This is a genomic window from Pseudomonas sihuiensis, assembly GCF_900106015.1.
GTDB classification, from domain to species: Bacteria; Pseudomonadota; Gammaproteobacteria; order Pseudomonadales; family Pseudomonadaceae; genus Aquipseudomonas; species Aquipseudomonas sihuiensis.
Genome location: NZ_LT629797.1, coordinates 800372 through 822614 on the forward strand (window position 1 = coordinate 800372; position 22243 = coordinate 822614).

Sequence of the window (22243 nt, forward strand, 5' to 3'; positions counted from 1 at the left end):
TTAAGGGGGCAATTTTGAGCGTAAAAGATTTCATTAAGCATAGGCTTTATGGTGCGCCCGGTTATTTTGCTTCTAATGTGTTTTCTTTAACTCCATCGTTTCGTTTGGTTAACTTCTTGCTTCGCCTTCTGGGTAATGAAATTGGCAATGGCGTCACGATTCACCATGGTGTCTATTTTACACTGCCTTTTCGTTTAGAGATTGGGGAAAATAGTACTGTGAATGCGAAGTCCTTCCTGGATACCCGTATGGGTATAAAGATTGGGGCAAATACAATGATTGGCAGAGAAAGTCAAATATATACATTGACGCATCATGTAAATGATGATTATTTCGCTACGACAGGTGCTGGTGTCGAAATTGGCGATTATGTTGTTATTTTTCCTGGTGTGAAAATAATGCCTGGTGTGAAAGTTGGTAATGGCGCAGTGGTTTATCCGGGTGCGGTTGTGTGTCGAGATGTTGATGAGAATTCGATAGTAGGTGGCGTTCCGGCAAGAGTTATCGGTGAAAGGCAATCAAATAAAGAGTATGTCTTGAGCTACAATATGTTCTGGGGTGTTTGATGTTCGTGGTTTCTACTGAGCTGAAAGGACATTATTTGAGTTATGGGAAAATAATAGATGACCATTCCGATGGTGGGGTGGTTAATATTTTTTTTGAAGGGCGTGGCTTAATATATAATGTTTATTATATTGCAAGAAGTATATGGCGCCGGCCCGGTGGAGAGAAAAAAATATTATTTCTAAATGGTGAGCAGTTTTTGCTTCCTTTGGTGGTTAAGTTGCTTTTTCCTAGGTATAAGGTTTCATCCATAATTTATTATTCTTTCTTGGGGGGGGGGGCTAAGAGCGTTAGTTAAAAAAAATATTTTTTGCATTTCTTCAATGCTTGGGGTTTATTTGTATTTTTTGGAGGGCGAGGAGTGGGTATCTAGTTCTCAATGTCCTTTTAAGTCTGGTTATCGCTCTTTAAAAGATCCTGCACTTTTGGATTACAAGAGTTTTTCTAATAAAAGCATCGATTCTAAAGCGGTTACTTACTTGGTCGTCGGGTATATTGATGAAAGAAAGTGTGTGCCGGAGATTGTTGAGGCGCTCATTACTTTGGCCTGTGATTCTGAAATCTCTCAGCGCCTAATTATTCTGGGTAAGCAGTCTCTTGGTGTTGAAACGTATCTGTCTGGCTTGGCTGTTCCAGAAGGTTTGGAATTGTTGGTTCTGAATAGAAGATTTTCTGATGAGGAGTACTCTCAGTATTTGGCTATTTCAGATGTGGTGTTAGCTATTTATAAGGATCACCTGGGGTCGTCTGGTGTCGTTATAAATTCTATTCTCTATGGAAAGAAAGTACTCTTCATACCAGTTGGCGTGACTGCTGCCTTTCAGGCTAGGCTGGCGCTGGATGGTTTACCTCAATCTAGCTCTCCTGATGCTATAAGGGGCGCATTGGTGAAGTTGGTTGATTCGGTTCAGTATGATGATAGTGCGCGGTTAAGGTTTTTGGATGGTAGAAGCAAGAAAGATTTTTATTTGTCACTCATAAGCTGATTTAGATAATTGGGTTAAATTTTTCTTGGTTTTTTGTGTGATTCTGAATAAATTATGCGGAGCAATATGTATTGCGTTTTTAAGTGGAGGCTTTAGGTGAGTGCTGTCTTTATATCTCGAAGTGTAAGCGCCGTAGACGGTGGTGGTCAACTTACGGAAAGAAACAGAAAAATTGTTAACTCTATTGGCTTTGATGGAGGGACTTATTTTTTTGAAGTTTCTGTTGATGGCTACTATGAGAAACTAGTTAATAGTGTTTTGGGGCGTCCTTACGGCTTTGGTCGTTCATTGGTTGATAGGCTTAAGTCGATAATGCTGGGTGGGGGGGTGCAGTGTGTCTTCATTGAGCACTCCTTGTTGGCCGGTTATGCTCGCTATATTAAGCGTTGGAATCCCGATGTTCCTATTTTTATTTTTTATCATAATGTCGAGTTTCATTATTATCTTCATAAGAGTCGTGTGGAGTCGATTTTTAATGTTGTAATGTTGTTGTTGGCCTGGAGGAATGAAAGCATTGGTCGACGCTTTGCAGATCATCATGTGGTTCTTACGAGGCGTGATGGTATGGAATTGAAGCGTTTGTATGGTATTGATAGGGCTAAGGTAATTCCTATTAGTCTACCTTATTTATCTGATCAGACTGATTCCGGATCTTTGGTTTCGTCTGGTTATCATCTTTATGTGGGGAGTAATTTTTTTGCAAATATAGATGGCCTTTGCTGGTATATTGAGAACGTTCTTCCGTATATGAAAACCAAGCTTGTTGTGGTTGGGAAGGGTATGGAATTTTTGCGATCTAAATATCCTGCTGTCTTGAACTTAGAGATTCTGGGGTATGTCGAAGATTTAACAGGTTTTTATCGTGCTGCAGATTTTTTTGTCAATCCGGTTTTTGTTGGATCTGGTATGAAAACAAAAACTGTTGAGGCATTTCGGCATGCTAAAACAGTTCTCGGTTGTAAGGAAGCATTTGTCGGGTTTGATATCGATTTCTCTGGTGGTGAAACTGCTTTCCTTTGCGAGACGGCTGAGCAATATTCTTCTGCCGAGAATGAAGTCTTGAGTGATATCCCTAAGTATAAATTCAATGCGTCGGCAAAGGCTTACTTTTCTTGTTATCTCTCTGATGAGGTTGTTGCTGCAGAGTTTAGGAGCTATTTTTTCGAGGTTTCCTCCAATGTTTCACCCTGAAGTTACTGTTGTAATGCCTGTTTATAATGCAGAGAAGACAGTTCTTGCGAGCATTGACTCAGTGCTTGAGCAAACTTTTCCCTCTTTAGAGCTTATAGTTGTCGATGACTGCTCAAGTGATACTAGTTATGAATTGATACGCAGTCGTCAACGTGCCGATAAGCGTGTCAAGCTGTTGAGGTTGGATAAAAATAGCGGGGCGGCCCAAGCAAGGAATAAGGCTATTTCTGAAGCGCAGGGTAGGTTTATAGCTTTTCTAGATTGCGATGATTTATGGCGACCTGAAAAATTAAAAGAGCAGCTTCATTTTATGCGTGATAGGGATGTTGCTTTTTCATATACTGCGTATGAGAGGATTGATGAATCTGGTAATGTTATGGGTATTATAAGTGCGCCTGAAAAACTAGCGTATCAAGACCTTCTCAAGACTAACTATATTGGCTGTCTTAGTGTGATGTACGATACGCTCAAGCTGGGCAAAGTCTATATGTCTCTTAATTCAGGGCGTGAAGATTTTGCTACTTGGCTGCAGGTTCTTAAGGATATTAAATATGTTTATGGTTTGAATCTGGTTCTTGCGCAGTATCGTGTGCATTCCTCTCAAAGCTCTGCAAAGAAAACAAAAATGGCTGTGGAGACGTGGCGTTTGTATCGCAATGTTGAGCATCTTAGTTTGATTCGTGCTTTTTATTTTTTTTCTCACTATGCCCTGCGTGGCCTTTTAAGATCTAGTGCTCCGCGTCTGATGCGGTTTTTTTTTATATCTCGATGACATGTGGGTACATGTTTAAGGCGGAATTTGCATTTTTCTTCGTGAGTTGGGCTTTCTTTTTATATATTTATTTTGGTTGCTATTTTTATTAATTTGAACGTTGGTGTTCATTTTGGTTGGTAAAGTAGTTTTGCTTACTGGGGTTACAGGGTTTATTGGCTCGGCTCTTGTAACTCGTTTGGCGACTGAGTCACGGTGGCAAGTGGTCGCTTCGCTTCGCGGCCAGAAAATGCCCTCGGTGCCGGGTGTCAAGGTCATGCCGATGGGGGAAGTTGGGCCCCACACTGACTGGTCGATGGTATTGGAAGGGCTCGATACGGTGGTGCATACCGCCGCCGTTGCCCATGTGCGCAACGGCGGTGAAGAGAATCAGCTCTCTCGCTTGCGCCAGGTCAACGTCTATGGCGCGTTGACTCTTGCCCGTCAAGCGGCAGCGGCGGGAGTGAAACGTTTCGTTTTCATCAGCTCTATCGGCGTTAACGGGAATATCAATGTTCGCCCCTTTACTGCCCTTGATGTCCCGCACCCCGTGGATCCCTATGCCCAGTCCAAATGGGAAGCTGAGCAGGGGCTTTGGCGCATCCAGCAAGAGACAGGGATGGAGCTGGTGATCATTCGTCCTCCCTTGGTGTATGGCCCAGAGGCTCCGGGTAACTTTGGGAGTCTGGTTCGCTGGATTGGTAAAGGGATTCCACTACCGCTCGGGGCTATCCACAATCGCCGTTCGCTGGTTGGCATCGACAATCTTGTCGATTTGATCGTTCGCTGCATCGATCATCCCGCTGCTGCCAACCAAGTCTTTCTTGCGGGTGATGGTCGCGATCTATCGACTACGGAGCTATTGCGTTTAGTGGGAGATGCAATGGGGCGGCCTGCACGGTTGATTCCTGTGCCTGCTGGCGTTCTGAAGCTTAGCGCGGCATTGTTGGGGCGAAAGGCTATGGCGCAGCGCTTGCTGGGGTCTTTGCAGGTAGATATCTCGCAGACTTGCGAGACACTGGATTGGCAGCCACCTTTCACGGTTGAAGAGGGGTTAAGGCGTTGTTTCCTGTCTTCGGATTGACTGGCTTTCAGAGGTTGGGTCTGTGATACGTGTTTTTGATGTTGTTCTGTCCTTGCTGGGGTTGCTCTTCGGCTTTCCAGTATTGATCTTGATCTATGTTCTTGGCTTGTTGGATACAGGCGCGCCCCTGTTTCGTCAGACGCGTGTGGGGCGTGGTAAGCAGCCGTTTACGTTAGTCAAGTTTCGGACGATGGCGGTTGATACCGCATCTGTGGCGAGCCACTTGGCCTCCAGCGCCTCGATCACGCGCTTGGGCGCTTTTCTGCGCAAGACCAAGCTGGACGAGCTACCGCAGTTATGGAATGTGCTCAGGGGGGAAATGAGTCTGGTTGGGCCTCGGCCTAATCTGTTCAATCAGGAAGAGCTTATCGCCGAGCGGGAATTACGCGCTGTGTATGATGTTCGCCCTGGCATTACGGGGCTGGCCCAAGTGCAGGGGATCGATATGTCTACGCCGGCTTTGCTTGCCGAGACTGACCAGAAGATGATCCGTTCGATGTCGATCTCTCTCTATTTCAGCCTGATTCTGCAAACAGCCTTGGGAAAAGGTGCTGGCGACCGAGTGGTGCATTGAACCTGGCGTGTCTATTGTGGCAGGAGGGTTGATGTTTGACGTGTCTGGAGCTGGCAGCTCCATTTGAATGGTAACGAGGCAGCCAGAGGGATGAAGATGAACGGTTTGCGCCAGTTTCTGGTGAGTTTGCCCAGGCGTCAGAAGCGTTTGTTGCAATTATTGGCTGATACCATCCTCGTCTGGGTTGCGCTTTGGCTGTCGTTTGCCGTTCGTTTGGGGGAAATCGATGCGGCCAAGCCCTTTTCTGGGCATGGCTGGTTGTTCATTGTCGCTCCGATGATTGCTCTGCCTATTTTCACCAGGCTGGGCATGTATCGGGCAGTAATGCGTTATGTGGGTAGTGATGCGCTCATTACCATCGCAAAAGCCGTATCTCTCTCGGCGCTGGTGTTGGCGCTTGCTGTTTACTGGTACAGGGGCCCCACGGCGGTTGTGCCGCGCTCTATGGTTTTCAATTATTGGTGGCTCAGCCTGTTGCTATTGGGCGGTCTGCGTCTTGGGATGCGCCAATTCTTTATCGGTGATTGGCTTGAGCCTGTTGCCCGACAACGTGACGCTGTAGCAGGCACATCCCGGGTTGCTATTTACGGCGCTGGAACGGCCGGTAATCAGTTGGTCGCGGCTTTGCGTTTGGGGCGTGCGATGCGGGCGGTGGCATTCGTGGACGACGATGCTGGGGTTGCCAATCGCGTCATCGCCGGGCTAAGGGTTTATACACCCAAGCATATCCAGCAGATGATCGACGAGACGGGGGCCGACGAGATTCTTCTTGCGATGCCGTCTATTTCTCGAGCGCGACGGCGCGAGATCCTCGATGCGTTAGAGCCTTATGCATTGCATGTTCGCAGCGTGCCGGGGTTCACTGACCTGGCCAGCGGGCGGGTGAAGGTCGAGGATATTCAGGAAGTCGATATCGCTGACCTTCTCGGGCGTGATGCTGTTCCGCCTCGACAGGATCTGTTCGAGCGCTGCATCAAGAATCAGGTGGTTCTAGTGACCGGCGCTGGCGGTTCCATCGGCTCGGAGCTATGTCGGCAGATCCTGGCGAGCGGTGCTCGTACGTTGCTGCTTTTCGAGCACAGTGAATTCAACCTGTACAGCATCCATGGCGAGTTGCAGCAGCGAATCGAGCGGGAGTCGCTGCCGATCAAACTGGTGCCGATTCTCGGGTCCATTCGCAACTTCGAGCGGTTGTTCGACATCCTGCAGACCTGGCACGTCAATACTGTCTACCACGCCGCTGCGTACAAGCACGTACCGATGGTCGAGCATAACGTCGCCGAGGGTGTGCTGAACAACCTGGTGGGTACGCTCAATGCGGCGCAGGCCTCGATCAAGGCCGGGGTGGCCAATTTCGTGCTGATTTCGACCGACAAGGCGGTGCGGCCCACCAACGTGATGGGCAGCACCAAGCGCTTGGCTGAGATGGTGCTGCAGGCATTGAGTCGTGAGCCTGCACCGTTGCTGTTCGGTGATGAGTGTGGTGTTCATCACGTCAACAAGACCCGTTTCACGATGGTGCGCTTTGGTAATGTTCTGGGTTCTTCTGGATCGGTTATTCCGTTGTTCAGGGAGCAGATCAAGCAGGGCGGGCCGGTGACGGTGACGCATCCGAACATCACCCGTTATTTCATGACGATCCCTGAGGCGGCGCAGCTCGTCATTCAGGCCGGTTCGTTGGGGCAGGGCGGGGATGTGTTTGTGCTGGATATGGGCGAGCCGGTGAAGATCGCTGATCTGGCCGAAAAGATGATTCGTTTGTCTGGTTTGTCTGTGCGTGATGAGCGCAGTCCGCATGGTGATATCGGTATCGAGTTCACTGGGTTGCGTCCTGGTGAGAAGCTCTACGAGGAGCTGCTGATCGGCGAGGATGTGAAGCCTACGGAGCATTCGATGATCATGCGTGCGGAAGAGGATATGTTGCCCTGGGACGAGCTCAAGGCTCGCTTGCAGGCGCTGCTGGCTGCAGTCGGTGAGGATGACTACGCTCGCGTGCGAGTACTGCTGCGTGAAACCGTGCATGGTTATGTGCCGGAAGGTGAGATCGTTGATTGGATTCATCTCCGAAACCGGGAGCGTTGAGGCGTTGGTTTGACAGCTGGAAGATAGCGTCTAGGTTGATTCTTGTGGGGTTTCAAACCTCACTTGGATCTACTTACGACAAGGAATGCACATCATGCAAAAACTCCGTCTATCTTCCCTGCTATTTGCTGTTCTCGCTTCCTTCTCTATGGCTGCAACCGCAGCTGAAGCTCCAAAAACCGAAAGCGCCAAACCGGCTGCCGTGCAGGTGGCGCAGGTTACCGTGGTCAATCTGAATACCGCCGATGCTGCAACACTGCAGCGCGAACTGGCGGGGATTGGTGCGACCAAGGCGCAGGCGATTGTGGCTTACCGTGAGGAGCACGGTAATTTTGCTTCGGTCGACGAGTTGTTGGAGGTGAAAGGTATTGGCGAGGCGACGCTGGAGAAGAATCGCGACAAGCTGAGTATTAACTGACGCCTGGCGGCGTTGTTGTCTGGGCCGGTCTTTTGACCGGCCTTTTTCGTTTTTGCAGGGCGGTGGTTTTGTGTGAGGGGATTGGTTATCGGGGAATGGCCGCTATTCGCCGCGGGGCGCGGCTCCTACAGGTGCGGTGGTCTCCTTTAGGGAGATGAATAACCTGGGACATGATCCCTGGTGAGAGTTCGCAGGCAATAAAAACCAGCACTAGGCTGGGTTCTTGAATCTGGCTCCGCGACCTGGACTCGACAGCGCAGCTGAACGCGCTTCAGCGCGGCCCCGAAGGGGTGAGCGAAGCGAATAACCTGGGACGCAGTCCCTGGTGAGAGTCCGCAGACAATAAAAAACCCAGCACTAGGCTGGGTTCTTGAATTTGGCTCCGCGACCTGGACTCGACAGCACAGCTGAACGCGCTTTAGCGCGACCCCGAAGGGGTGAGCGAAGCGAATAACCTGGGACGCAGTCCCTGGTGAGAGTCCGCAGGCAATAAAAAACCCAGCGCTAGGCTGGGTTTTTGAATTTGGCTCCGCGACCTGGACTCGAACCAGGGACCCAATGATTAACAGTCATTTGCTCTACCGACTGAGCTATCGCGGAACAACGGCGCGTATGTTACTGATTAAAAAAGAGAAGTCAACACTTTGCCGCGATATCTAGGTGGTTAGAATTCGGGTGTTCAGCGAGGGTGTCGTGGGAGGGGCTTTGGCCGCGATGGCTGCCATTCCTGCCCGGATCGCGGCGGGGCGCCGCTCCTACAGGGTGGTGCGGTGCCTGCGGGGGCTGTGTAGGAGTCCCGCCCCGGGGCGAAGTTTTTGCTTTTGCGGTGCTCTACCGAACGATTCGCGGCGGGGCGCCGCTCCTACAGTCATTTGATGCATACAAAAACGCCGGCTTATAGGCCGGCGTTTTTGTTTATCACTAGGGCTTATAGCACGGCGTGGATCGCGCGGGTGACGCTATCCAGGTTGCCGTTGTTCAGCGCGGCGACGCAGATGCGGCCGGTGCCGACGGCGTAGATGCCGAACTCTTCCTTGAGGCGTTCCACTTGCTCCACGGTAAGGCCGGAGTAGGAGAACATGCCGCGCTGCTCGGCGACGAAGCCGAAGTCGCGCTTGGCGCCCAGGGCCGCCAGCTGTTCGACCATGGCCAGGCGCATGCTGCGGATGCGGTCGCGCATTTCGCCCAGCTCGGCTTCCCACATGGCGCGCAGCTCGGGGCTGTTGAGCACGCTGGCGACCACGGTGGCGCCGTGGGTCGGCGGGTTGGAGTAGTTGGTGCGGATCACGCGCTTGAGCTGCGAGAGCACGCGAGTGGACTCTTCGCGGCTGCTGGTGACCAGCGACAGAGCGCCCACGCGTTCGCCATACAACGAGAACGACTTGGAGAAGGAGCTGGAGACGAAGAACTCCAGGCCCGACTCGGCGAACAGGCGCACGGCCTCGGCGTCCTGGTCGATGCCGTCACCGAAGCCCTGGTAAGCGATGTCGAGGAAGGGTACGTGCTCGCGCTCGCGCAGGACTTCCAGCACGGCTTTCCAGTCTTCCAGCTGCAGGTCGACGCCGGTAGGGTTGTGGCAGCAGGCGTGCAGCACGACGATGGAGCGGGCCGGCAGGTTGCGCAGGTCTTCGAGCATGCCTCCACGGTTCACGCCATTGCTGAACGGATCGTAGTAGCGGTAGTTGTGCACCGGGAAGCCGGCGGATTCGAACAGTGCGCGGTGGTTTTCCCAGCTCGGGTCGCTGATGGCCACGGTGGCGTCCGGCAGCAGGCGCTTGAGGAAGTCGGCACCGATCTTCAGCGCGCCGGTACCGCCCAGGGCCTGGGTGGTAATCACGCGGCCGGCTTCGATCAGGGTTGTGCCCTTGCCGAACAGCAGCTCCTGCACGGCCTTGTCATAGGCGGCGATGCCTTCGATCGGCAGGTAGCCACGCGGGGCGTGAGCCTCGATACGAGCCTTTTCGGCTTCTGCGACGGCGCGCAGCAGCGGAATTCGCCCCTCCTCGTTGTAGTAGACGCCCACGCCAAGGTTGACCTTGGTGGTGCGGGTGTCCGCGTTGAATGCTTCGTTGAGGCCCAGGATGGGATCGCGCGGAGCCATTTCGACGGCAGAGAAGAGACTCATGATGGGTGCGGCAACTCGAGTGAGGGGTGGGTGGCCAGGCGTCCCCGACAAAAGCGCTAGGGGGCGCGTAAACGGGGCGTTAGTATAACGACCCTGAATCCAGGGGGCGACAGCGCAAAGCCCTGAATTAAGGCCTTTTGCCAGGTAATTCGACTCTACCTGGAACTATCGCCGAATCGCCCTGCAATTCATGGCTTTGAACGCAGTCCGAAAGGATGCGTCACAGCCATTTGTCGAGGTACTGCATGTCCGAGTTTCAGTTGGTGACCCGCTTCAAACCTGCCGGCGATCAGCCTGAGGCGATCCGGCAGATGGTCGAGGGGCTGGAGGCCGGTCTTTCGCACCAGACCCTGCTGGGTGTGACCGGCTCGGGCAAGACCTTCTCCATCGCCAACGTGATTGCCCAGGTGCAGCGCCCGACCCTGGTCCTGGCGCCGAACAAGACCCTGGCGGCGCAACTCTACGGCGAGTTCAAGGCGTTCTTCCCGAACAACGCGGTGGAGTATTTCGTCTCCTACTACGACTACTACCAGCCGGAAGCCTATGTACCGTCGTCGGACACCTTCATCGAGAAGGATGCCTCGATCAACGACCATATCGAGCAGATGCGCCTGTCGGCGACCAAGGCGCTTATCGAGCGCAAGGACGTCATCGTGGTCTGCACCGTGTCCTCTATTTACGGCTTGGGCAGCCCCGAGGAGTACCTGAAAATGGTGCTGCACCTCGACAGGGGCGACAAGATGGATCAGCGCGCGCTGCTGCGCCGCTTGGCCGAGCTGCAGTACACGCGCAACGACATGGACTTCGCCCGCGCCACTTTCCGCGTGCGCGGCGACGTGATCGACGTCTTTCCGGCGGAATCGGATCTCGAAGCCATTCGCGTCGAGCTGTTCGATGACGAAGTGGAGAGCATCAGTGCCTTCGACCCGCTGACCGGTGAGGTGATCCAGAAGCTGCCGCGCTTCACCTTCTATCCCAAGAGCCACTACGTCACCCCGCGTGAAACCTTGCTGGAGGCGGTTGAGCAGATCAAGGTCGAGCTGCAGCAGCGTCTGGAGTACCTGCGTGGGGCGAACAAGCTGGTGGAGGCGCAGCGCCTGGAGCAGCGCACGCGCTTCGATCTGGAGATGATCCTCGAGCTGGGCTACTGCAACGGCATCGAGAACTACTCGCGCTACCTGTCGGGCCGCCCGTCCGGCGCGCCGCCCCCTACTCTCTATGACTACCTGCCGGATGAAGCGCTGCTGGTGATCGACGAGTCCCACGTTTCGGTGCCGCAGGTCGGCGCCATGTACAAGGGCGACCGCTCGCGCAAGGAAACCCTGGTGGAATACGGCTTCCGCCTGCCTTCTGCGCTGGATAACCGACCGATGCGTTTCGAGGAGTGGGAGGCGGCCAGCCCGCAGACCATTTTCGTTTCCGCTACACCTGGGCCTTACGAGGGCGAGCATGCCGGGCGCGTGGTGGAGCAGTTGGTACGACCGACCGGCCTGGTCGACCCGCAGATCGAGGTGCGTCCGGCGCGCACTCAGGTCGATGATCTGCTCTCGGAGATCCGTTTGCGTGTGGCAGCGGGTGACCGCGTGTTGGTTACCACCCTGACCAAGCGTATGGCCGAGGATTTGACCGACTACCTGGGCGACCATGACGTCAAGGTGCGTTACCTGCACTCGGACATCGATACCGTCGAGCGGGTGGAGATCATTCGCGACCTGCGCCTGGGCGCCTTCGACGTGCTGGTGGGGATCAACCTGCTGCGTGAAGGCCTGGATATGCCCGAGGTGTCGCTGGTGGCGATTCTCGATGCGGACAAGGAAGGCTTCCTGCGTAGCGAGCGCTCGCTGATCCAGACCATCGGCCGTGCCGCGCGTAACCTCAACGGCCGAGCGATTCTGTACGCCGACAACATGACCGGCTCGATGCAGCGCGCCATTGGCGAGACCGAGCGGCGCCGCGCCAAGCAGATCGCCTTCAACGAGGCCAATGGCATCGTGCCCAAGGGCGTACAGAAGGACGTCAAGGACATCCTCGAAGGCGCCGTGGTGCCAGGGGCGCGCAGCAGCAAGCGCAAGGGCATGGCCAAGGCGGCGGAGGAGAGTGCGCGTTACGAGAACGAACTGCGCTCGCCGAGCGAGATCACCAAGCGTATCCGTCAGCTGGAAGAGAAGATGTACGCCCTGGCGCGTGATCTGGAATTCGAGGCCGCCGCGCAGTTGCGTGATGAGATTCAGAAGCTGCGGGATCGGTTGTTGCAGGTGTGATGTGTCAGTGAGTGTGGGAGGCGCTTTCGACTCTGGCATCCTGCTTCGTTCTAACTCCTGCATCCATGCAGTCGTAGCGGCGCTGGTCGCGGCTGAAGCCCCTCCCACGGGTCTGGCGGTGCCTGCGGAATCTGTGTAGGAGCCCCGCCCCGGGGCGAAGCTGTTGGCTTTGCGGTGCTTTGGCGAACGATTCGCGGCGGGGCGCCGCTCCTACGGATCGGGCGGTGTTGGCGTTAATGCGCGGCGCCACCGCCTGCCATGTTCTGCGGTAATTTCCGTGTCAACAGGATCGCCAGCATGCTCACACCCAAGGCGATGCCGATGAAATGGAAGGCATCGTTGTAGGCCATGATGATCGCCTGTTCATGGACGATCTGGCTGAGCTTGGCCAGTGCCGCCTGTTCGCTACCCAGGGTTTGCGTCAGCAGATGCAGGCGCTCCTCCACCTGTGGGTTGGTCGGCACGATGGATTCGCGCAGGTAGTCGAAATAGACCTTGGCGCGGGCATCCAGCAGGGTGGCGAGCAGGGCGATGCCGATGGCGCCGCCGAGGTTGCGCAGGATGTTGAACAGGCTGGAGGCCGAGCCGGCATCCTGCGGCAGGATGTAGGCGGTGGCGATCAGCGACACGGTGACCATCACCAGCGGCTGGCCCAGCGCGCGGACGATCTGGATGTGCTGGAACTGCTCTCCGGCGAAGTCCAGGTTGAGCACGCCGGAGAAGAAGCTCGCCGCGCCGAACAGGGCAAAGCCCAGGGCGCACAGCCATTTCGGCGAAATGACCTTCATCAGCTTGGGCACCAGCGGAATCAGGAACAGCTGCGGCACGCCCATCCACATGATCACTTCGCCGATCTGCATGGCGTTGTAGCCCTGGATCTGCGCCAGGTACAGCGGCAGCACGATGGATTCGCGCAGGTAGTCGAAATAGACCTTGGCGCGGGCGTCGAGCAGGGTGGCGAGCAGGGCGATGCCGATAGCGCCGCCCAGGTTGCGCAGGATGTTGAACAGGCTCGAGGCCGAGCCGGCATCCTGCGGCAGGATGTAGGCCGTTGCGATCAGCGAGACGGTGACCATCACCAAGGGCTGGCCCAGCGCGCGGATGATCTGGATATGCTGGAACTGCGGGCCTGCGAAGTCCGGGTTGAGCACGCCGGAGAAGAAACTCGCCGCGCCGAACAGGGCGAAACCCAGGGCGCACAGCCATTTCGGCGAGATGACCTTCATCAGCTTGGGCACCAGCGGAATCAGGAACAGCTGAGGCACGCCCATCCACATGATCACTTCGCCGATCTGCATGGCGTTGTAGCCCTGGATCTGCGCCAGGTAAAGCGGCAGCACGTAGATCGAACCATACAGGCCGACACCGAGGCCCAGGCTGGAAATACTGGCCAGGCCGAAATTGCGCTCGCGCAGTACGCCGAGGTTGATCAGCGGGTTGGGCCGCGACAGCTGCAGGATCACGAACAGGATCAGGCTGACCAGTGCCACGCTGCCAAGGCCGACGATCAGTTGCGACTCCAGCCAGTCCTTGCGATGGCCTTCCTCGAGAAATACCTGCAGGCAGCCCAGGCCGAGGCCGAGGGTGACGATGCCGGCGTAGTCAGTGGTCTTCAGCAGCTCCCAGTGCGGTGCCTTCTTCTCCAGGCCATAAAGCAGCCCGGCGATCATGATCAGGCCAGGTGGCACGTTGATGTAGAAGATGTATTCCCAGCCCCAGTTCTCCGTCAGCCAGCCGCCCAGCGTCGGGCCGATGGAGGGGGCGAAGGTGGCGGTGATGGCGAACAGCGCCATGCCCTTGGCGCGGTGGTGCTCGGGTAGCTTGATCAGCGTCATGGTGAACGCCAGCGGGATCAGCGCGCCGCCAGTGAAACCCTGCAAAGCACGGAACACGATCATGCTTTCCAGGCTCCAGGCCAGGGAGCACAGCAGCGAGGCGATCAGAAAGCCCACCGACACCCATACCGCCAGGCGCCGCGCCGAGAGCAACTGCACCAGCCAGGCCGTCAGCGGGATCATGATGATCTCCGCCACCAGGTAGGAGGTGGAGATCCATGAGCCTTCCTCCAGGGTGGCGGACAGCGCGCCCTGGATGTCCTTGAGCGAGGAGTTGGTGATCTGGATGTCCAGCACCGCCATGAAGGCGCCGAGCATCGCGCTCATCACGGCGATCCAGTCGCGGCGGCTGGGCTCCGCCGTTGGGCGGATCAGCGCATCACCCGCCATGGTGTTCGTCGCTGCGTAGATCGACGGTGACTTCCACCGACATGCCGGGGCGGATCAGGCCGCGCAGCGGATTGTCGGCAGCGAAGGTCAGCTTGACCGGGATGCGCTGCACCACCTTGGTGAAGTTGCCGGTGGCGTTGTCTGGCGGTAGCAGGCTGAACTGCGCGCCGGAGGCGGCGAACAGACTGTCGATACGGCCTTCGATGGGCGTGTCGGGATAGCTGTCGAACAGCAGTTCGGCTTTCTGCCCAGGGCGCATGCGGCCGATCTGGGTTTCCTTGAAGTTGGCCTGTATCCAGATGTCCTGATCCGGTACCAGCGACAACAGGTAGGCGCCGCTTTGCACCACCTGGCCTTCGCGCGCCGAGCGCTGGCCGACCATGCCGCTGATCGGCGCGTGAATTTGCGTGCGCGAGAGGTTGAGGTCGGCCTGTTCCAGGTCGGCCTGCGCCGAGAGAATCAGTGCGTCCAGACGTTTGAGCTCGGCTTCCAGGCTGGCCACCTGCTGACGCTGAGCCTGCAGATCGGCCTGGGCCTTGGTCACTTGCGAGCGGGCCACGCGATTGTCGGCGGCCAGGGTGGTGACCCGCTCTTCGGAGACATAACCCGGCTTGCGAAGGGTCTGGGCGCGGCCAAGATCGAGCTTGGCGCGATCGAGGGTCGCCTGGCTGGCGGCGACGTCGGCCTGGCTGGCGGCAATCAGGCTAGCCTGCTGGTCGAGCTTGCTCTGCGCCTGGGCGCGCTCGGCCTGGTGGGTTTCCAGAGCCGCGAGGGCGCGCTGGCGAGCCAGGCGGAAGTCGGCATCCTCAAGTACCGCCAGCAACTGACCAGCCTCCACGTGCTGGTTGTCGCGCACCAACACCTTTTCGATGCGGGCATTCAATTGGCTGGAGACACGGGTGATCTCGCCCTGTACGTAAGCGTTGTCGGTGCTCTCGTGATAGCGGCCAACCAGCAGCCATTGAGCGAGCAGGGCGCCGACGATAAGGGCCAGAAGGATTGCGAAAACAAGAAGGCGGCGTTGCAGTTTGGCAGGCATGCTTGAGGCTCGGGATGCGGCAGAGAAATGTAAGTAAATTTAACAATGTTCCCTTTGCGCTAGTAGACTCTAGACTTGGCATGCTTTGTTGCTTATGAGGAACAATCATGGGGCTTGATGACGCATTGATCTTTACCCGAGTGGTGGAGTGCCACAGCTTCACCCAGGCTGCGACCAGCATGGGAATGCAGAAGTCGACAGTTAGTCGGCGCATCGCGCTGCTCGAGGAGCGTCTGGGCGTCCGTCTGCTCAATCGCACCACGCGCAAGTTGCGTTTGACCGAAGTAGGACAGGCCTATTACGAGCGTTGCCGGCAGATCATGCTCGACTTCGCCGAGGCCGAGCAGGCGGTGATGCAGCTGCAGCGCGAGCCCTCCGGGCTGTTGCGCATCACCTCACCCATCGAGTTCGGCCAGCTATTTCTTGGGCGAGTGCTGGGCGAGTTCATGCGCCAATACCCGCAGATCGATGCCGAAGTGGAACTGACCTCGCGCTCGGTGGACCCGCTGGAGGAGGGCGTGGACATCGCCATCCAGGTCGGCCAGCCGCAGGATTCCACCCTGATCGCGCGCAAGCTGTTCGAGAGCGGCCGGCGTCTGTGCGCGAGCCCTGCCTACCTGGCTGCCCACGGCACGCCGCGCAGCGTCGTCGAGCTGGAGGGGCATCGGGCGATCCTCCTGCAGCACGATGCCCCACGCTACTGGCCGCTGCTGGGCGAGCATCTGCCCTGCCAGCGGGTGATGACCTGCAACAACATCACCTTTGCTCGTGAGGCGACCCTGGCCGGCGCGGGCATTTCCGGGCTGCCGGTGATGATCAGCGAAGAGGCTGTGCGCAGCGGGCGCCTGGTGGAGCTGCTGCCCGAGGCGCGGCTGCCGGTGGGCGAGGTTTATGCCATCTACCCATCGCGGCGCTTTCAGGCAATGAAGGTCAAGGCCTTCCTCGACTTTCTCATCGCCAGCTTGCCCATCACCCGGGGCGGCCTGCTGGAGCCGGGGGCCGTCGGCCTGCTAACATCGCCCGCTTGATTCAAAACCTCGTGTCTTCCTTCCGAGAGCATTCATGACCACCGTTCGTACCCGTATCGCGCCATCGCCGACCGGCGACCCCCATGTTGGCACCGCCTACATTGCACTGTTCAATCTGTGCTTCGCTCGCCAGCACGGCGGTCAGTTCATCCTGCGTATCGAAGACACCGACCAGCTGCGTTCGACCCGCGAGTCCGAGCAGCAGATCTTCGACGCCCTGCGCTGGCTGGGTATCGAGTGGGACGAGGGTCCGGACGTCGGCGGCCCGCATGGCCCGTACCGGCAGAGCGAGCGTGGCGAGATCTACAAGCAGTATTCGGACGAACTGGTCGCCAAGGGGCATGCCTTCCCGTGCTTCTGCTCCGCTGAGCGCCTCGATGAAGTGCGTGCGCAGCAGATGGCCAACAAGGAAACCCCGCGCTATGACGGTCACTGCATGCATCTCGACCCGGCCGAGGCGCAGCGTCGCATCGCCGCAGGCGAGTCGCACGTGGTGCGCATGAAGGTGCCGAGCGAAGGCGTCTGCGTGGTTCCGGACATGCTGCGTGGTGATGTCGAGATCCCGTGGGATCGCATGGACATGCAGGTGCTGATGAAGGCCGATGGCCTGCCCACCTACTTCCTGGCCAATGTGGTCGACGACCACCTGATGGGCATCACCCATGTGTTGCGTGGCGAGGAATGGCTGCCGTCAGCGCCCAAGCTGATCAAGCTGTACGAGTACTTCGGCTGGGAACAGCCGGCGCTGTGCTATATGCCGCTGTTGCGCAATCCGGACAAGAGCAAGCTGTCCAAGCGTAAGAACCCCACCAGCATCACCTTCTACGAGCGCATGGGCTACTTGCCGCAGGCCATGCTCAATTATCTGGGGCGCATGGGCTGGTCGATGCCGGACGAGCGCGAGAAGTTCTCCCTGCACGAGATGATCGAGCACTTCGACATCAACCGCGTGTCGCTGGGCGGGCCGATCTTCGACCTGGAGAAGCTGTCCTGGCTCAACGGTCAATGGCTGCGCGAGCTGCCGGTGGAAACCTTCGCCGCCGAAGTGCAGAAGTGGGCGCTCAACCCCGAGTACCTGATGAAGATCGCGCCGCACGTGCAGGGCAGGGTGGAGACCTTCAGCCAGATCGCACCGCTGGCCGGCTTCTTCTTCTCCGGTGGCCTGAACCTGGACGCCAAGCTGTTCGAGCACAAGAAACTCTCGCCCGACCAGGTGCGTCAGCTGATGCAGCTGATCCTGTGGAAGCTCGAGTCGCTGCGTCAGTGGGAAAAGGAGCGCATCACCGGCTGCATCCAGGCGGTGGTCGAGCATCTGGAGCTGAAGCTGCGTGACGCCATGCCGCTGATGTTCGCGGCCATCACCGGCCAGGCCAGCTCGGTATCGGTACTCGATGCCATGGAAATCCTCGGCCCGGACCTGACCCGCTTCCGCCTGCGCCAGGCGCTGGAGCTGCTCGGCGGCACCTCGAAGAAAGAGACCAAGGAGTGGGAGAAGCTGCTGGCGAGCATCGCCTGATGTAGGGTGCGCCGCGCGCACCGGGGTATCCTCGGTTGCGGCGGTGCGCGTGGCGCACCCTACGGTTAGGCCGGCGTTTGATTGTCGGGTTGGCTCTAAGTAATTGTTCTAGTGGCAAAAACTTTGGGCTGGCAGGAAAAATGTTGTTGACAGCCAGTCGGGGCGCTCTTAAAATGCGCCCCGTCCTCGAGATGGGGCTATAGCTCAGCTGGGAGAGCGCTTGCATGGCATGCAAGAGGTCAACGGTTCGATCCCGTTTAGCTCCACCAATCTCGGCTCCTTCGGGAGTGCCAGAATCGATGTGAGTCGGTTCACGATCAGGGTCTTGCGTCCCCTTCGTCTAGTGGCCTAGGACACCGCCCTTTCACGGCGGTAACAGGGGTTCGAGTCCCCTAGGGGACGCCACTTATTTCCAGCCGCAGCGCTCAGGCGCTGCAGCCAGACCGAAAGGTTTCGGGGCTATAGCTCAGCTGGGAGAGCGCTTGCATGGCATGCAAGAGGTCAACGGTTCGATCCCGTTTAGCTCCACCAAACACTGACAAGGCCAGCTTAGTGCTGGCCTTGTTCTTCGAAGGTTTTGTCCCCTTCGTCTAGTGGCCTAGGACACCGCCCTTTCACGGCGGTAACAGGGGTTCGAGTCCCCTAGGGGACGCCATATTCCAGTCGCAGCGCGCAAGTGTTGCGAACCGACCGCAAGGTTTCGGGGCTATAGCTCAGCTGGGAGAGCGCTTGCATGGCATGCAAGAGGTCAACGGTTCGATCCCGTTTAGCTCCACCAATCACACTCAAGGCCAGCCTAGTGCTGGCCTTGTCGTTCGAAGGTTTCGTCCCCTTCGTCTAGTGGCCTAGGACACCGCCCTTTCACGGCGGTAACAGGGGTTCGAGTCCCCTAGGGGACGCCATTTTTCTTGCCGCATTTGCGGGACCCAGGGGTCACTTCTTCGGAAGTGGCCCCTTTTTGTTTTTCCCCTTCTTTTTCTGATGCTGGTGCGCCTGTCTTGTAATGCTGACCGGCGGTCGATCCGGTGACTTGCAAAATAATATTATGGTCGTAATATTTCGGTCATCATATTAAGGGCGCAGTCATGAGTGAACGCAAAAGTGAAACCCGTAAGCGCATTCTCGCCGCGGCAGGGCGTGTGCTCGCAGAGCGTGGGCCTGGTGACCCGGCGGTGGCTGAGGTCATGGCTGAAGCGGGGCTGACGGTCGGCGGCTTCTACGCACACTTCGCCAGCAAGGATGCGCTGATGCTCGAGGCATTTCGTCAGTTGCTCCGAGTGCGGCGTGATCGCCTTGCGCAGGTCGATCAGAGCCTGACAGGCAGAGAGCGCCGAGTGCTCTTGGCCGCTTTCTACCTTTCGCGCAGGCACCGTGACGATGCTGACGAGCGCTGCCCGCTGCCGAGTTCGCTGGCGGAAATTGCGCGGTTACCGGATGGCTTTCGCCAGACCTTGGCTGAACACATTGAGCTGATTACGGCGCAGATGAGCGGGACGCCGGAAGAGGGTGATGTGGCGCTGGCTGACCTGGCGCTGATGATCGGCGGCCTGGCACTGGCGCGGGCCTTGGGGCCTGGCGAACTGTCCGACCGGGTGTTGCGTGCTGCCAAGTCGGCAGTTGTGTGAAATCAAGCGTGAAGGAGAGGGTGATGAATCAGATGACCTGGGTCCGTGGTGTCAATGCAACGCTGGGTAGAGTGGCGCCGCAACTGATCGCCAGTCGTTTGCGCGAACGTTTCATGACGCCGCGCACTTCGTCGCCGCGGGATTGGGAGCTGCCGCTGCTGGCAAGTTCAGAGCGCATTACCCTGCGTTTCGGTCTCTCTGCGCTGCGTTGGGGCAGCGGCCCTACAGTGCTGCTGATGCATGGCTGGGAGGGGCGTCCGACCCAGTTCGCACTGTTGATTCGCGGTCTGGTCGATGCGGGTTATGGTGTTGTCGCACTGGATGCGCCCGCCCATGGTCGATCGCCGGGGCGTGAGGCCAATGTGGTGCTGTTCGCACGTGCGCTGCTCGAGGCGGCCAGTGAGCTGCCGCCGCTACGCGCCGTGATCGGCCACTCGATGGGCGGCGCCAGCGCGTTGCTGGCCACGCAGATGGGCTTGCGCAGCGAGACCCTGGTGACCATCGCTGCGCCGAGTCGGATTCTCGGTCTGTTGCGCGGCTTTGCCCGGTTCATGGGGTTACCTGCCGAAGCGCGTGCGCATTTCGTGCGGCAGGTGGAAAAGACTGCCGGTATCCCAGCTGCGCATCTCGACGTGCAGCGCTATCAACTGGAGCTGCCGGGCCTGATCGTGCATGCCGAGGATGATCCAGTGGTGCCGGTGGGCGAAGCCGACCTGATCCACCAGGCCTGGTTCGACAGTCAGCTGCTGCGTCTACCGGCGGGTGGGCATCAGCGCCTGTTGAGTGATCCGGTGCTTCTGCAGGCCGTGCTCGAGCTACTGGAGCAAGTGCCTCAGGCGTCGTTGAAGGCGTTGGCTTCGTAACTGACCACGAGGTTACGACCGCTTGCCTTGGCGCGATACAAGGCACGGTCTGCCAGTTCCAGCCATTGCTCACCGCAGCCGGGGTCACTCGGTACGCCGGCGTGCAGGCCGATACTCAGGCTCAGCGCTATCGACTGCTGTTGGTAGAGGCAGGGGGTCTGCGCGAGGTCTTCGCGCAATTGCTCGGCCAGGTCGAGTGCGCCGGTCAGATCCGTGTTGTCGAGCAGGGCGGCGAACTCTTCGCCGCCGAAGCGTGCCAGCAGATCGCTGCTGCGCAGGCGTTGTTGAATGCGCTGGGCCGCATGACGCAGGCAGGCATCGCCCGCCAGGTGGCCGTAGCGATCATTGACCTGCTTGAAGTGATCCAGATCCAGCATCAATACCGCCAGCGACTGCCGGCTGCGCTCGGCGCGGGCGCAGGCGCGAGCCAGTTCTTCGCTGAGTGTCTGGCGATTGAACAGGCCGGTGAGTCCGTCACGGCGATTCAATTCCGCCAGGCGCATGTTGGCGTTCGACAGTTGCTGAAGAGTGTCCTGCAGCGTCGCGGTACGCTCCTGTACACGGTGTTCCAGGTTTTCACTGATCTGCGTCTGCAGTTCCAGGTGCTTGGTCTGCTCGGTACGCAGGCGGCGCTCCTGATCGATCAGTTTGGCCTGGGCCAGGCGTTCGGCTTCCTGCACGTGACGGATACGTGAGGCCAGGGCGATGGAGAACACCGTCATCTCGATCAGGCCGCCGATCTGCTGGGCATGCAGAGTCAGCAGCGAGTAGGGCAGCAGACCAGTGCCAGTGAGGATGCTGGCAAGGCTGGCAGCAACCAGCACGAACCAGCCCAGGGCGAACAGGCGCGCTGCGGCATAGCCGCCCCGCCAGCGCAGCAAGGTGATGATGAAGGCGGCTATGGCGCAGGCGACCACCAGCACGAAGCTGCCGATCAGGGCCGGTGCGTACGGGCCAAACAACGCCATCCCCAGCACCAGCCAGGCGCAGACCTTGAGTGTGTTGGCGACCCAGCGGTAAGGCTTCGCGGCCTTGTCCAGTTCCAGCACACCATAGGTGAAGTGAATGCCGAACAGCGTCGCCAGTGCCGAGCTGAGCGGGAAACTCAGTTGCTGCCAGGTCAGGGCGTTTGGCCACAGCCATTGCAGGGCGAAGCCTAGCTGGATGAACTGGTAGAGGCTGAAGCTGGCAACGAACAGGCTGTACCAGAGATAGTTGCGGTCGCGAGTGATGCAGAAAATGCTCAGGTTGTAGATCAGCATCGCGATCAGGGCGCCGAAGAACAGGCCCTGTAGCAACAGGCTGCGCTGTTCCTGGTGGTCGAAGGCATCGCGGGTCATCAGGCTGGCGCTGAGGTTCGCCGAGCCATCAGTTTGCATGCGCAGCCAGATGCGCTGCTGCTCGCCGGACTCCAGGTCGAGAGGGAGTACCAGTTGCCGGTGCTCGACCCAGCGCCAGTCAAAGGGACGCTGGTCGCCCGCGCGGTAGATGCGTTTGCCGTCCAGGCCGTAGGCGTCGAGTTGATCCAGCAGGGGATTGCCGATCAGTAGAACCCAGCCAAGCGAGCGATTATGCGGATTGTGTACATCCAGGCGCAGCCAATAGGTGCTGCCGCTGTAGCCGAAGCTGGCATCGCGCCGGGCGACGGCCTGCCAGGCGGAGTCGGGTAGTGCGCGGACATCGATGAAGTCGGCCTGGCCATCCGGGTCCTCCCAGACGTGCATATAGGGACCGGGCAGTGTCTGCGTCTGACCGATCGGCAGCGGCAGGCTTTCTGCCCAGCTCAGCGCTGGCAGCAGTAGAAGCATCAATAGGCGCAGGATGGCAGTCAATTGCTCGTTCTCGGGCTCTCAGGCGAGTGCGCTGCATTATGGCGCGCGGTGATGGCGCGATGAAAGCTCGGCACTGCAT

17 protein-coding genes and 7 tRNA genes are annotated in these 22243 nt (G+C 57.9%); 19 read left to right on the plus strand and 5 right to left on the minus strand.

Going from position 1 to position 22243, the window contains the following annotated elements; all coding sequences use genetic code 11:
• The first annotated feature begins 14 nt into the window (after positions 1-14).
• From BLT86_RS25655 to BLT86_RS03910, 8 genes are all read left to right on the plus strand, one after another.
• Positions 15-566: an acyltransferase gene (locus BLT86_RS25655; RefSeq protein ID WP_157719653.1), complete on the plus strand. Its 552-nt coding sequence runs from the start codon at positions 15-17 to the stop codon at positions 564-566.
• Between the two features lie 321 nt (positions 567-887).
• Positions 888-1550 carry a hypothetical protein gene (locus BLT86_RS25660; RefSeq protein ID WP_157719654.1) on the plus strand — a complete coding sequence of 221 codons (663 nt, stop codon included), beginning with the start codon at positions 888-890 and terminating at the stop codon, positions 1548-1550.
• Positions 1551-1646: 96 nt separating this feature from the next.
• Positions 1647-2741, plus strand: a complete 1095-nt coding sequence (locus BLT86_RS03885; protein ID WP_157719655.1) for a glycosyltransferase — start codon at positions 1647-1649, stop codon at positions 2739-2741.
• Positions 2728-3513 carry a glycosyltransferase family 2 protein gene (locus tag BLT86_RS03890; protein ID WP_092374797.1) on the plus strand — a complete coding sequence of 262 codons (786 nt, stop codon included), beginning with the start codon at positions 2728-2730 and terminating at the stop codon, positions 3511-3513. Before BLT86_RS03885 ends, BLT86_RS03890 begins: the two co-directional genes overlap by 14 nt.
• A 103-nt stretch (positions 3514-3616) precedes the next feature.
• The gene (locus tag BLT86_RS03895) at positions 3617-4576 is read left to right on the plus strand and encodes a UDP-glucose 4-epimerase family protein (protein ID WP_331715045.1); all 960 of its coding nucleotides are present in this window, start codon (positions 3617-3619) and stop codon (positions 4574-4576) included.
• Positions 4577-4598: 22 nt separating this feature from the next.
• On the plus strand, positions 4599-5150 hold the full coding sequence (locus BLT86_RS03900; protein WP_092374800.1) for a sugar transferase: 552 nt from the start codon (positions 4599-4601) through the stop codon (positions 5148-5150).
• A 96-nt stretch (positions 5151-5246) separates the two neighbouring features.
• On the plus strand, positions 5247-7232 hold the full coding sequence (locus tag BLT86_RS03905; RefSeq protein WP_092380316.1) for a polysaccharide biosynthesis protein: 1986 nt from the start codon (positions 5247-5249) through the stop codon (positions 7230-7232).
• A gap of 94 nt (positions 7233-7326) precedes the next feature.
• The gene (locus tag BLT86_RS03910; RefSeq protein WP_092374803.1) at positions 7327-7650 is read left to right on the plus strand and encodes a ComEA family DNA-binding protein; all 324 of its coding nucleotides are present in this window, start codon (positions 7327-7329) and stop codon (positions 7648-7650) included.
• Between the two features lie 524 nt (positions 7651-8174).
• On the opposite strand, the gene BLT86_RS03915 is transcribed toward BLT86_RS03910, so the two are convergent.
• Together BLT86_RS03915 and BLT86_RS03920 are read right to left on the minus strand one after the other, a co-directional pair.
• Positions 8175-8250: transfer RNA gene (locus BLT86_RS03915), tRNA-Asn, on the minus strand.
• Positions 8251-8578: 328 nt separating this feature from the next.
• Positions 8579-9775, minus strand: coding sequence for an amino acid aminotransferase (locus BLT86_RS03920; protein WP_092374806.1), 1197 nt, complete (start codon positions 9773-9775; stop codon positions 8579-8581).
• Between the two features lie 245 nt (positions 9776-10020).
• Here BLT86_RS03920 and uvrB point away from each other — a divergent pair, with 245 nt between their 5' ends.
• Complete coding sequence (gene uvrB / locus BLT86_RS03925; RefSeq protein ID WP_092374809.1) at positions 10021-12036, plus strand: excinuclease ABC subunit UvrB; 2016 nt, start codon at positions 10021-10023, stop codon at positions 12034-12036.
• A gap of 233 nt (positions 12037-12269) precedes the next feature.
• Here uvrB and BLT86_RS26350 read toward each other — a convergent pair whose 3' ends face one another.
• Together BLT86_RS26350 and BLT86_RS03935 are read right to left on the minus strand one after the other, a co-directional pair.
• Complete coding sequence (locus BLT86_RS26350; protein ID WP_092374812.1) at positions 12270-14261, minus strand: MDR family MFS transporter; 1992 nt, start codon at positions 14259-14261, stop codon at positions 12270-12272.
• The gene (locus BLT86_RS03935) at positions 14251-15300 is read right to left on the minus strand and encodes an HlyD family secretion protein (protein ID WP_092374815.1); all 1050 of its coding nucleotides are present in this window, start codon (positions 15298-15300) and stop codon (positions 14251-14253) included. Before BLT86_RS03935 ends, BLT86_RS26350 begins: the two co-directional genes overlap by 11 nt.
• Before the next feature lie 107 nt (positions 15301-15407).
• Between BLT86_RS03935 and BLT86_RS03940 the strand changes: the two genes are divergently transcribed.
• From BLT86_RS03940 to BLT86_RS03985, 10 genes are all read left to right on the plus strand, one after another.
• The gene (locus BLT86_RS03940) at positions 15408-16328 is read left to right on the plus strand and encodes a LysR family transcriptional regulator (protein WP_024307853.1); all 921 of its coding nucleotides are present in this window, start codon (positions 15408-15410) and stop codon (positions 16326-16328) included.
• A 34-nt stretch (positions 16329-16362) separates the two neighbouring features.
• Positions 16363-17844 carry a glutamate--tRNA ligase gene (gene gltX, locus BLT86_RS03945; RefSeq protein WP_092374818.1) on the plus strand — a complete coding sequence of 494 codons (1482 nt, stop codon included), beginning with the start codon at positions 16363-16365 and terminating at the stop codon, positions 17842-17844.
• Positions 17845-18037: 193 nt separating this feature from the next.
• Positions 18038-18113: transfer RNA gene (locus BLT86_RS03950), tRNA-Ala, on the plus strand.
• Between the two features lie 60 nt (positions 18114-18173).
• Positions 18174-18249: transfer RNA gene (locus BLT86_RS03955), tRNA-Glu, on the plus strand.
• Positions 18250-18299: 50 nt separating this feature from the next.
• Positions 18300-18375 (plus strand) — tRNA-Ala (locus tag BLT86_RS03960).
• Positions 18376-18423: 48 nt separating this feature from the next.
• A tRNA-Glu gene (locus BLT86_RS03965) sits at positions 18424-18499 on the plus strand.
• A gap of 47 nt (positions 18500-18546) precedes the next feature.
• Positions 18547-18622: transfer RNA gene (locus tag BLT86_RS03970), tRNA-Ala, on the plus strand.
• A 48-nt stretch (positions 18623-18670) separates the two neighbouring features.
• Positions 18671-18746 (plus strand) — tRNA-Glu (locus BLT86_RS03975).
• A gap of 183 nt (positions 18747-18929) precedes the next feature.
• Positions 18930-19469, plus strand: coding sequence for a TetR/AcrR family transcriptional regulator (locus BLT86_RS03980; protein ID WP_064494604.1), 540 nt, complete (start codon positions 18930-18932; stop codon positions 19467-19469).
• Between the two features lie 23 nt (positions 19470-19492).
• A complete protein-coding gene (locus BLT86_RS03985; RefSeq protein WP_055985173.1) occupies positions 19493-20332 on the plus strand; it encodes an alpha/beta hydrolase family protein in 840 nt (279 codons plus the stop codon).
• Here the strand turns inward: BLT86_RS03985 and BLT86_RS03990 are convergent.
• Positions 20302-22164, minus strand: a complete 1863-nt coding sequence (locus BLT86_RS03990; RefSeq protein WP_231976577.1) for a sensor domain-containing diguanylate cyclase — start codon at positions 22162-22164, stop codon at positions 20302-20304. The genes BLT86_RS03985 and BLT86_RS03990 overlap by 31 nt on opposite strands.
• Positions 22165-22243 lie beyond the last annotated feature (79 nt).